Below are 13,301 nucleotides of genomic sequence, written 5' to 3'. Positions count from 1 at the left end.
CTCAAAAAGCAAAATTATCCGCTCAATAACTTCTGGCAGAAACAATCATCAATTCATGTCGTTAAAGATACTGACTTTTGTTTTTTGGCAGGGCAAACTTGCCTGTTATAAAAACAATGAAACATGGAATGAACGTGAAATTACTCTCTACAAATACGTGCATAGCACCAAAAGACTTAACTACGATCACTCGTCATAAAGACGAAGTTGCGCCAGAACTTGGGGGAATGACGCAACAGCAAATTGATAAAATTTGGCACAGTGTTGAAGCACTTTATCGTACTGGCAATCATCCAATGATCAGTATGTGTTTACGTCGCAAGGGTCAGATATTAATTAATCGCAGTATTGGTTACACAGAACTTGGTCCAAACTATCAAACAGACCCTTCTAAAGTTACGACACCAGAAACACCGGTCTGTATGTTTTCTGCCTCTAAAATCGTTAATGCCATGTTAGTGCACTTGTTAGATCAACAAGGGAAAATTAACTTACTTGATCCAGTGAGTCGCTATATTCCAGAGTTTGGTGTTAACGGTAAACGACGCGCCACCATATTTCATTTGTTATCACACCGTGGCGGTATTCCTAAAATTGAAACTGAGGTCACTCCAGAACTTTTATTTGATCGTCAAGGGATCCTGGAGCATCTTTATGCAGCAAAACCGATTGCACCCGTAGGCTCGCAACTCTCTTATCATGCTGTAACTGCTGGATATATTTTAGGAGAATTGGTTGAACGTGTAACAGGACAAGATATTCGTGATTACTTGCACGAACATATTGAAAAACCAATGAATTTACCTTTCTTCAACTATGGTTTAAAACCAGAACTACGTCATTTAGTTGCAAAAAATTATCCAACTGGGATTCACCCTGTCTTGGGGACTGACCTATATCTCAATCGTGTATTAGGCGGAGGACTGCAACTGGCAGTGGATGTCACCAATGATCCCCGTTTTATGGATACCGTCTGTCCTGCAGGAAATATTTACACCAGTGCTGAACAAGCCAATCGCTTTTTTGAAATGTTACTCAATGGTGGTCGTTATCAAGACCAGCAAATTATCAATTCAGAAACGGTTTTCAGAGCAACACTCCCTACATCCAATACAACAATAGACCGTAACCTTTTAGCACCTATGCGTTATGCACTTGGTCCGATGTTAGGCAGTAATCCAATCGGTGTATTTGGCCCAAATACTGGACAAGCTTTTGGTCATCTAGGTTTCTCGAATATTTTATGTTGGGCAGATCCTCAACGGGATATCAGTGTATCGTTCTTAAATACAGGGAAATCTGTGTTAGGCACACATTTAGCCGCTTTAGCAAAAGTGCTATATCAAATATCCAACCAATGCCCAAGTATTCCTAAGGAAAAAAGACGCGCGTTATTTGGAACTGATCAATCTGAAACTGAACGTGTTTAATATCAATGTAAAAAAGGCATCATTTAGATGCCTTTTTTTAAAGTTTTCATCTATTAGCTATTAATTAACCACTACAGATTGTCACAAATAAGAAAGTACGACAGTTACGTTGTGGTGCTGGAGTTGGTGTTGGCGTAGGAGTTGGCGTCACTACAGGTGGCTCAACAACAGGGGGTTGTGGTGCTGGAGTAGATGGAGCACCATTTAACGCAGCAATTAAATTCAAACGAGGTGTGCGAATTGAGTTACGATGATCCGTAACCAAAGTTCCCGTAGACGTCATACGTGCAACAATTTGATCCAATGATTCATTCGGGAAAGCATTATTCGCACGTAACACAGCAACAGCCCCAGCGACGTGAGGTGCAGCCATTGAAGTACCATCCATTGTATATCCGCCAGCGGTAATACGTGAACCAGGCGCCAATAAAGTTAAATTACGACTCGAGTTACTGAAACACGTTACTTTGTCGCTATAAGTTGCACTGTCAGAGCAATTTTTAAATCCAATTGAACCTACATTAGCATCATAAACCGCTCCTACACTGACCGCACCCGCAGTACATGCTGGATAGGATATACCACTCAGATGGCTATCATTACCAGATGCAACAACTGGTAATACCCCATAGCCTCTCAACTTCGAAAAAGAATCTGTAAGTACGGAACTAGTACAAGTTGAGGAATAACTACGTCCATTACCAATGCTTAAGTTTACAGATTTAATGTTTTTGCTTTGGGAGTGGTTCGCCACCCAATTCAAGGCAGCCACTAGATCATAATCGTATGCCGGCCCCCATCTCTAGAGGTACTACCAGTGAAGACATCAAGCATGACAATTTTTGCACCTGGTGCAACTTTAGAAGCAATTGCTGCAACGTTAGTTCCATGTCCATTAACATCTAACTGATAGTCTTCTCGAGCAACCTCGACAGTTTCTAAAACTTTACAAGTCGATGATGGTACACCTGGCGCTGTACAATTACCAAAATCTGAATGTCGGTAATTAATACCTGTATCTAAGATAGCAATTGTTGTCCCCTCACCAGTATAGCCTTGCGCAGCCGCAGGTACTTGACCAATTAATGGTAGACTTTGAGATGCTGTCGTATAAGAAACATTATTTGGATAAACTGCTTTTACATTCGAGTCATTCAATAAGCTTACGAGCGTGTCACGCTTTTGAACGCGATGAAAGCTATATGGTAAAGCATTATAATCACGTAGTAATTGAATACCACCTAAACGTATAAACCGCGATTGAATCGATTGCTTCTTTTGAGCAAGATGTTCACGAAGTTGAGTGCGATTATTTTCTAAATGATTAGTGTCAACATGATATTCAACGATTAAATCATTTGAACTGTTGTTCAGTAATGCCGACAGATTAATACCACCTTTCGACACTTTTTGTTTTGCCTGATTGTTCAATTGAGCGTTAGCTGCTACAGGACTCATCTGAGCCATCGCAGTTCCGACCATCAAAACACTCAGACATGCGCTTAATGATAAAGTTTTAAACATAATTATTCTCCGTTGTTATGTTTTTAGTGCGCAGGGTAAAAAATTACACTTGATTGGCTGGATCAGTTTCTGGATCAATAGGCTTAATCGAAAAATCGCTCTTCGGATCTACTAAATCTGGAGAATCAGTAACAGGCATCTTCTCAGACTCATTTAAATCTTCGACTTGATCTTCGTTAGGCGATATTGGCGTTTGCTGTCCACTCTCAGGAGCAGATAGAGAATCAATCTGAGCGACTGAGGAAGTGTTTTGATCTGCAGGCTTAAAACATTTATACAACCCAAACAGAACAACACTCACCAAAATGATTAAAATTATGAATTTTTTCATGTTTTTTTTGTAAAGTGATAATTTTTACGCACTTTAATAGAATCGTTAAGTCAAAACTATAAAGATGCCTAAAAATTAAGATTGAGATAAACGGTTAAAAAAGGCCCTATGACAAGTCATAGGGCCTTTTTTGCGCTGTAGATTCTTATATTTTAGTTATGATTCTGTTATTTATATTTTTATTGTAAGTGCTGCACACACATTTATTATTAATACGGTCCTTGTTCTTAAGGTTTCATTTCCTTATATGACTATTTTGCCAGATTCATTATGCAACACAAGTCGCAGTTTTCTGATCTTTATGTAAGAAATTGCGTACATTATGTAATCAATTTAATCTTATATGTATATAAAAAAGCCCTGTAGTCTCTCCCAAAACTACAAGGCTTAGCGGCTGTAAGTTTCCTCTTTTATCACTTACATCATTGTAAGTTCGCAGTCTCTCGACTATAAATTATTGTAATTATGCGATATTGCTCAACTTTCCGTGTTGAACCTTTTATGCAAGCAATCATCGCAAAAAATTGTACGAAGCTCTATGCGCCAATTTCTCGAATCCTTGTAAGATATTTCCTACAAAGGTTTTCTATTTTCAACCAATCGTTAAATATTAGATATAAATAAAGTGTTTAATTTATTCAATAAACCTGTTTTTCTTATTGTTTTAATGTTTATTGCCTCAAATAAAGCATCAGTATCCACCAATAAACTGACTGCTTTTTTTGCCCTCGTAATCGCGGTATACAATAATTCTTGGCTCAATAGACGTGACGCAAACTCATCTAATACAACTGCAGTGTGTTTAAATTCAGAACCTTGCGACTTATGAATGCTCAGCGCATAACAGGTTTGCATTGACTTTGGTAAACGTGATGCTGGAAACCATTGGTCAAGACTTGGAAAATATACTTCAAATTGATCAGCAAACTGGCGATGTCTGAGACATATCCCAATATCACCATTAGAAAGCCCGAGTTGATAATCGTTATATGTCATCATGACAGGGCGACCAATATACCAAAGGTCGTGTCGTGATATCCGCATGTGCTGAAATAGCTCCCTTTCAATTTCATCATTTAAACGATTCAATCCCAAATGTCCATGTCTCACTGCAGCTAAGATCCTATAATCATCAAATTTTTGGATAATTTCAGCCACATCCTGCTGCTGATATCCATTTCTGACATAAAGGTTGAGTGCTTTAAAGTAATCCGTAAACCCCGAGCTTAATTTAAGGTAATAGGCTTTTAAATCTTGATCTGAATATTCTTTATTCAAATACTCTAGTTGAACAAGATCCTCTTGAAGCTCAGCTAAATTAATCTGTTGGATTTCAGATGCTCTACAAATCTCCTTCTCAAATTTAGCCAATACCTCAACTTTCGAGCTTTGTAGTGAGCATTGATGTGACTGGATGAACCTTGCCAAATCACCGATTTTTGCACCTGCTTTGAATCTTCGACTGGTCACTAAATTGACGTGATGGTCATTAAGCGCTTTTACTTGTTGTAAATCCGCCAATACCATCCCCACATCAACCGAGGCCAACTGCTGTGCATCCCCTATCAAGATCAAACGACATTGGTCTGGAATTGCTTCAAAAAGCATCGTCGCGAGATTGAGATCGAGCATTGAGGCTTCATCAATCACCACCACATCATAGGGTAATGGCTTTTTCAGACTGTATTTAGGTTGAGCGCTATGCCCTAAACCCAGAAGACGGTGAATCGTTAACGTATTTTGCTGCTTTAAGTGGGCAATATCCAAACCCATATTGAGCATTGCATCGTCATTTAATGAGTTTTGCAATGCTTCTTTCATTCGCTGTGCAGCTTTCCCTGTCGGTGCAGCCATTGCGATTCTTAACTGATGATTCGACTCATTTAATACGGCAATAATACGCGCTAGAGTATACGTTTTCCCTGTACCCGGACCACCTGTAATCATACTCAGCGCTTGCCTTGATACTATTTCTAAGGCTTGCTTTTGAAATGGATCGATTAATAATTTTTCATATTTTGTGCAATCTACAGGCACTATCGTTTGCTGCTTTAAACGATAAACTTGTTGAGCTAAACGCTGCTCTAATTGCCAATAGCGATATAAATACAAATAGTTCTGATCATAAACAAAAGGCGCGACCTGTTGTTCTGCAAGCTCTGCGCTCACGAGCAACTTACTCAGATCTTGGATAACCTCCCCTTTCAAATCAATACAACTATCGCCGACAGTAGATGCCATCAGAACTTGTTCAATGGTGTTAATGGATTGTTCATTTAAATCATCTGATGAAAGATACTGATTTAGGATATATTCAGCCCAAGTTGTTACCCATTGAGGAACATCAACTTTTTCATTCTGATTAATTTCCACACAGTTATCCTCATAGTTATCTACACATTTATCATCAATATTATCCACAAGATAAATTAATGATTAATAATAAATTCATTTAAATATTCATGCTATTTTGCTGTTTTTATCCTCAGCAAAATAGCCCAATATTGCATCTAATCTTAGAATAAATTCTGAACTAGGACGCCAATAATTAAATCCATATTGGTCAGTGCCATTCATCCCACGTAAATATAAATAACTGGCACCACCAAGATCTCGATCGATGTTGTAATCATCAATATGAATACTTAAATAGCGATGTAATGCCACCAAATATAGGGCTGCTTGTAGCCAATAACTTGCATGCGTCATGCTCAGCTGAATAGCTTGAGCTGAATAGTCTTCCACATGATTTCCGAGATAATTACTCTTATAGTCGGCAATGTGATAGCGCTCTCCATCATAATAAACCAAGTCAATTGAACCATTGAGGTAACGTGCTGAATTTGCAGCATTGAATTCGGGCATATTAAGCCCAAACTCTAAAAATAATTGCTGAATACGCTGAATACCAAATATTCGGTCTGCTAAAGCCAAATAGAATGGAAATTCAGCCAAATGTGCTTCAGGTACTAATTGTTTGAGTCGAAATTCAGGTTGAATAGGTGTCTCTAAAACCTCTGCTAACCATTCAGCCATCATTTCTAACAGATGTTGCTCGGCATCATGATGTTGATGAAAATCTGATTGAAATTTAGCGAATAATTGCTCCCATAAACTCGAATAGGCATTTTTAAAACGGCGGCGAATTTCTAATGTCCAATCTCGGCGATCTTGAAAATCGATATGTTCAAAAATTTCATGTAGGAAATTTCCAGCTAATGTTCCCATCGGAAAATGAGCACGAATCCAACTCAAAGGTTGTTGATGATCCAAATCCTCAAATTGATATGGAGTCACGAGCGTCACAGCATTGACCTCATCACTCGCATGATGTTCAATCATATCTTGAGCCGCCATACGATCTTTAATTTGTTGATGACTCAAATGTTGTGCGAGATAACTAAAACTGGTTTTGGCTCTAGGATAAAAATGAACTTGAGGATATTTCTGCGCAATCATTTGAACATTATGATGTTCTTTTTTTGCGATTACTTTCTCAGGGCATTGCTCTAAACATGGCTCATCTAAACTGAAAGCATGCTGAAATTGGTTCGCACCATGACCACGCCAAAACGCCAAGCCATAAATAGATTGCCCTTTTTGATCACTCATCATTGAATAAACGCGGTGTTGTGCTCGAGTTAAGGCCACATACCATAATCGTCGATGCTCTGCCAAAGCACGTTGGTCATGTTGCTCAACCTCTAATGGTTCCAATAATTCTTCACGCTTTAACGCCACGACACGTTGTGCGACGGACTTTCCAGTTCCATGATCCTGCACTTCACGAATTGAAAAGTTAAGTTCGCTTCGATCTGACAGTTTACGATCTGCGCCAAGCAAGAATACAATCTTAAACTCCAATCCTTTAGATTGGTGAATAGTTAAAAGGTGAACGCCCGCTTGATTACTCAACTGTCTTTCAATTTCCCACTCTCTTTCCATCGGATTTGAAAGCTGCCGCATATACCAATGATAAAGGGTATGCATACCTCTTAACTCATCACTGTTTTGGCTCAACAACTCTGAAATGTGTCGTAGATTGACTACTTCGCGTTCATTGTCATAGCTGAATTGCTCAACCAAGTTTGTCCAAACTTTGAATTCTGTGAGGAAACTTTGCCATGCTGTTAAAAAGCCTTGGCCCATCCACATTTCACGAATTTCTTCAAATTTCGTGATAAATAAACTTAAGCCATCTGCTTGAATTTGAAGTTGCAAAAAACGATGTAAATTAAAACCCATCAATCGTGTAAGTAAAGCTCTCTTTAATTTAGCTTCATCAAATGGATTCATGATGGCTGTCAAAATTGCACCAACATCTCGAGCAATTCCACTTTTGAAGACACTTTTTCGTGAAGGTCGATTTACAGGAATGCCTAACATCAATAAGTGATGATGAACTTTATCTAAATCAGGATTGTTACGAGACAAAACAGCGATATCATCTGCCTGAAGCTCAATACGTTGCCCCTGCTTTTCGAAATATAGCTGACTTTGGGCAGCCTGATTGAGCAAATCCCGTATCTTCCAAGCAACCTGCTCTAACTCGTGTTCCTTATCATTTACTTGAACCCAACGAAGCGGAGCATAATTTTCTAAACCGGATTGGATCAATACTGGATGCGGTCGAGTACCTGCTGTAACAGGCGTATATTCAACTTGCTCACCAAAATCCATTTGTTGTTGAAACAAAGCATCGACGACTTCGACCAATGGTTTCACTGAGCGATGATTATGCACAAGTTGGTAAAAACGCCCTGCTTTAGTTCCAACATCTTGATATGCTTTTAGGAACGTGAGCATGTCTCCACCGCGGAAACCGTAGATCGCTTGCTTACGGTCTCCCACCATAATCATACAACCCTGCTTCACACGACTTGGATGTCTCCAAATCTGCGCCAACATATCATCTTGATCTTGGTTGGTATCCTGAAACTCATCCACTAAAATAAGTGGGTAACGCGCGTGAACGTACTTTGCAAACTCCTGACCTTGCGCTCCCTGCAGTGCTTCGGCCAAAGTTCGAATTTGCTGTGAAAATGTGGTTTCTGATTTTTGCTGTAACAACTCTGGCAAACGTTGTTTTACTTGTTGTGCTAAATAATATTGTAAATAACTCTCCAAATGCTCGAGTTGTTGGTTGAGCTTGTCAAACTGTTTAAAAAACTCAGCAAGTTCAACAATAATAGGATGTTGCTCAAATGCCGCCAAAACATCGACGGGACATTTATTGAGAACTTTTTTTCTTAATTCATTCAACTGACTAAGATGAGTGCTGAGATGCGACGCAAAAATGACTTCAATGCCTTGGGATTTAACTTGATCAAGGAATTCAGGCAACAACTGCGTGAGTGTAATTTTTAATTTATCTTGATCGCGCCACTTCTTTGCGACTACAGCATAATACTGCCCTTCAGGATCATAAAAGTCTGTTAATGAATCTAGCGTTTCAAGCTCGATCTGTATGAAGCGCTCTGCATGAGTTCTGAAAGCGTCTACATCTATGGTCGGCGCTGGCACTGCTTTGAAATAAGCAGAGGAAAAATTCAAACTCGTTTCAATTAAATCGATATAAGCATCTTGTGACTTAATTTTTTTCTTAAGCAGCAAATAATCTACAGTTGATTGAGGCTGCTGTTGAATCCATGCCCGTAATTCATCATGAATTAACTGAACCGTATATTGTTTTGCATCATTGGTGATTTGCATTCGTTCAATTTTACCGCTCTCAAATGCAAATTCACGAAGAAGCTTTTGGCTAAAGCTATCCAAGGTCCCAACAAAGAGTTCTTCAAGCTGATCTATCACCAATTTTAAACGTGCACATGCATGTGCAATCAAGCCAGAAAATTGATTTAAAATCACTTGATATAAAATATCTGATTCTAATTTTGCACGCGCCTGAACTTGATCTTGAGTTAGCTCACGACATGACTCTAAAAGTCCAAGTACCTCGATTAAACGTGCACGAATTCGACTTTTCAATTCAGCCGCTGCTTTGCGTGTAAATGTCGTCGCAATAATCTGCTTTGGTAAATATTCTTCTAATAAAATTCTGACCATGAGGCTGGAGAGCGTATACGTTTTTCCAGTCCCCGCAGAAGCCTCAATCCAATGCAATCCAGTGAAATGCATATCCACAATTGGCTGATATGAGACTATAGGCTTTTGACTCATATTTCAGCCTCCGATTGATACATATATATCGGCTGATATAAGACATAAGCAAACTGATCACACGCTTGTTTTAATAGGTGCTCAGCATCTAAATCTTGTAAAATATACTGCCAATCTCGGTGCAAATGACTTTCTTCGCTGTCATTTAAACTATAACTCAGAAAGGCATCGCTTTTATTCCACTCATTTAATAGCTTATCGAAGTTGTTTAACTGCTGATGACCCTCTTCATCAGTGACCCATTCTAATGCTTTTCCATCTACCGCAAGTTTCATCAGCAATGCTGCAGGTAAAACGAGAGGCTCTATCTGAGCTTGTTTATATGCATGAATCCATTGGGAAAGCATATCCTTAGCTTGTTTCGTCGTCACGCCAGTACACATGATGGTTTTATCGCTAAAGATTTGGATGCGCTGCATTTCAGTTGCAAGGTGATCTGGTAAGTCTCGATAACTTAACCAAAATAAGTATTCTAACCACACATGTGCTCGTCGTTGTGCGCGTGCACTGGATGTTGAAACACTCACCCAACTCGTCTCATCCCCTTGAGGAACGGTCACTTGAAGATGTATATCATCTATTGCTATGACGCGCTGAGTGATTTTGGTCGGCTCATCAATATAGTACTTTTGCCTTTTTAATAACTGCTGATGTTCTAACAGACTCATTTTCAAACTGACTTCTTGTAATTTACCGACAGGAAGCTGGTCACTGAGTAATTCAGTCTGAAGCTTCGAAACATTAGGCTGCTGTTGTAAAAAGTCACGAATAGAGTATCGCGCCAATCCATCTAATAACAACGGCTCATTCACCTCAGGTAAATCCTGATCCTTTAAATTAGATACGCCTACGGTTTTTAAATAAAGACGCGCAGGAAAACAAATATCTTTGATCCATTGTTCAGCATCCAAGACCATGATGTCCTGATTCAATTCAAGCGTGGTATTAATCCAAGCCTCTCTATGACCACGTTGATCCTGACGATTGAGGTTAGAAGCCACGGCATACCATTCATCTTCATAGCGCTGATGCTGTTGCTGAAAACCATCAGGATCAAAGGGTTGCAAAGGATGTACCGTGTAGAGTGTGCTCAAATTCTGATGAACTTGAATGCCATCAATATCAATGAGAGGATTCGAGGAAGATTGATCTGATGTTTTTATGATCCACGCGAGATGTTGGAGTAATTCCTGAACACTACTCGATGGATCTCGTACTTCACCATCGGCTACATCAAAACCATTATAGAATAGCCAGAGATTATCTTTGGCCAATAACAAAGCGTCTAAAAAAGCACCTTGATCATCGTCCAAACGTGATCGATCACCAATCATTGGCTTGAGTAAATCCATTAAATCAAAAGGTAAATGACTCTCCCGATTTGGAAACTTCCCCCCATCTAAATTCATCATGACGATTAACTTATACGGTATTGGCCGAATCAAACCAATTTGACTAAATGTAATTTGTCCAGTTGGCAATGCATAATCAAGTTGCGATTCAAGGGTGCTTTGGATTTCAGTCAGAATATAGCTCAAAGGCAAACGTATGTTTTTAAGAATGGCTTGATCATGTTCTTCATAGAAATTTGCCAGCGTTAGCATTCTTATTTGCTTTTGAATAATCTCTTTAATCATCTCTAACGAGCTTACACCAGCGCTTTCAAACTCATTAACTTCTAAAATTAAACGATTGAGCCAAAATTCAACATGCTCTGACGTCTCTTGATCATTTTCGATTTCAATCATCGTGAGCCAATCTCGACGCTCTACAAAGTGCTTATATATTTCAATGAGCGTGGCAATTAAGTGAAAATCACCCGAGTCCACTACATGAGAACTTAAGGTCTCCTGAAACATCGCATGAACTGGAACAGCCACACCCAGCGCCAAACGATCTAAGGCATACTTAAAACTGAACCGATAGTCTTGATCATACTCCGCCAATGTTTTTTGCAGATGTTGCTCATCCAAACCTCGTCGAAATCCCGCTTGTCTCAACAACGATAAGATGCGCTCAGTCCCGTTAATGTCTAAGCAATATCTCACCTGGGTCGCTGCTAAGTTCAACCAATCAGCAAAATCATCAATGGTAAATCGACTTTGTATCAGTTCAATTCGCCCTAACACTGAACGCCATGCCAATACTGTATCTAACTGCGTGATACCAGCTAGCTTTACTGGCAGATAAACACCTGTTGCAGTATTTTTTTGCGGAAACACACTCCGTATCAAAGGCTCAATTTGTTTCAGATCAGGCGCAAGAACTAAAATATCACTCGGACGGCGTGGTGCTTCTGCTGTTGACTGAGCAAGCCATCGGGTCAATTGATCTTTTAAGACTTCAAGCTGTCGTACAGCGGAATGACAAACATGAATGTGGATTGAATCGTCTGCTGGATCTAATACATAACTTTGAGCTTGAGGTTCAACCAAATGTAAAATATCTGATTGCAATTGGCTCAGTAAATGCTGCGGTGCTTCATCCACAAAAGCATCTATCCATTGCCCCTCATCACCCGAGGAAAGGTTAGACAACAGAGAAAAGTGATCACGTGCCTGCTTTCCCATTCGTGTTAATAAGGGATGTCTGGACTCACGTGCCAGCCCATTAAAGCTCAGACTAAAATTCTCAAAAAACTGCTCAACTTCATTATCAGCTGGTTTTCTTTGATGCTTTTGCTGAAACTTTTCGATATATCGCTCTTTGAGCTTTAAGTCATATTTTTTTTTCCAATTCGGATCGACACTATCCGCCCAATATTCTTGTGAGGGATTGTAATGCAAAATCAACACATCAATGTACTGACCCAAACGGCGCAAAAACTGTAATTGACTTGGTGGTAAATCCAAGAGTGTAAAAACGATCAGTTGCTGTGGTAGTTTTTTGAGGGCTATTTTCTGTTGCTGTTCATCACGAAGTACACCCCAAAAATCATGATCAATACTTTGCATTTCAACAAAGTCTTCATGAAAAATATTGAGCCATAACCAACGTTGCCAAGCCTCTAATTGTTGTGCCTGCGAAAATTTAAAACTGGAATCTTGATCGTTTAGATATTGTAATTGTTGTTCAATATTGAGTGCTTCATTACGCCCCCATACCTGAATCCAATTTTCAGGACAACGACAATCATATTCACATGCTCGGCGACAATCTGCTCGATAAATCATGTAATTGCTGAACAATTTTGACACTTGATCAGACACCCAATACAACATGCTCATTTTTTTTCGATATTGTTCATTTGACTGTTCAATACGTGCTGCGCTGTCATAGATACGTGTGATTAATGGGAATAAAGGATGTTCAACCTCAAGCTGATTATGCGCACGCTGTATAAAAGGTTTGAGTGCTTGGAAAATACGCCACTTCATAATCAGACGTGGAATATTCGCTTTACGTACTTTATCTTTGTCACTCAAAATTTGCTGGTAGGCATACCATTGAAAGCCACGAATACGTTGATGGAAAAATGTATTTGCACTGATGCCTTGGTGCTCAGATAACCGTTGGGTTAACCACTCTTGCATTGCCGCAGAAGGCACCACAAAATGTTGTTGCTGTAGGACTGCAAATGGGTTGTTCGTGGGACGCTTTTGAGTTGTGATGATGCCTTGTACCAAAACTTCAATGCGCTGACTTTGAATTACATGAATTCCCATAAGGTCCCTTTCACCATACAACGAACACGTTATGAAGTTGTGTGAACAAAATCATAAACATAAATTACTATACATCTTAATCTGACTATGTCACTTTTACTTTATGACTTTAATAAAACTTTCATCTCGCGCTATGTTCATCATGTGATGGATCGAGAACCATAGACTTTG

General features: G+C 39.3%; 5 protein-coding genes and 1 pseudogene. 1 reads left to right on the top strand and 5 read right to left on the bottom strand.

The window, feature by feature from the left end:
* The first annotated feature begins 134 nt into the window (after positions 1-134).
* Positions 135-1,430, top strand: coding sequence for an EstA family serine hydrolase (locus tag FTV32_RS05805; protein ID WP_035264108.1), 1,296 nt, complete (start codon positions 135-137; stop codon positions 1,428-1,430).
* A gap of 64 nt (positions 1,431-1,494) precedes the next feature.
* Here the strand turns inward: FTV32_RS05805 and FTV32_RS17735 are convergent.
* The 5 genes and pseudogenes from FTV32_RS17735 to FTV32_RS05780 form a co-directional block, all read right to left on the bottom strand.
* Positions 1,495-2,954 (bottom strand): annotated as a pseudogene (locus FTV32_RS17735) (S8 family serine peptidase).
* A gap of 43 nt (positions 2,955-2,997) precedes the next feature.
* Positions 2,998-3,285: a hypothetical protein gene (locus FTV32_RS05795; RefSeq protein ID WP_035264045.1), complete on the bottom strand. Its 288-nt coding sequence runs from the start codon at positions 3,283-3,285 to the stop codon at positions 2,998-3,000.
* Positions 3,286-3,888: 603 nt separating this feature from the next.
* Positions 3,889-5,658, bottom strand: a complete 1,770-nt coding sequence (recD, locus tag FTV32_RS05790) for an exodeoxyribonuclease V subunit alpha (protein WP_180028179.1) — start codon at positions 5,656-5,658, stop codon at positions 3,889-3,891.
* A gap of 87 nt (positions 5,659-5,745) precedes the next feature.
* Positions 5,746-9,465: a UvrD-helicase domain-containing protein gene (locus FTV32_RS05785; RefSeq protein ID WP_035264042.1), complete on the bottom strand. Its 3,720-nt coding sequence runs from the start codon at positions 9,463-9,465 to the stop codon at positions 5,746-5,748.
* On the bottom strand, positions 9,462-13,130 hold the full coding sequence (locus FTV32_RS05780) for an exodeoxyribonuclease V subunit gamma (RefSeq protein WP_035264039.1): 3,669 nt from the start codon (positions 13,128-13,130) through the stop codon (positions 9,462-9,464). Before FTV32_RS05780 ends, FTV32_RS05785 begins: the two co-directional genes overlap by 4 nt.
* Positions 13,131-13,301 lie beyond the last annotated feature (171 nt).

Source organism: Acinetobacter sp. YH16032, assembly GCF_013417345.1.
Lineage (GTDB): Bacteria > Pseudomonadota > Gammaproteobacteria > Pseudomonadales > Moraxellaceae > Acinetobacter.
Note: the sequence above shows the minus strand (reverse complement) of the source record. Positions and strands in the feature narration are given on the sequence as shown.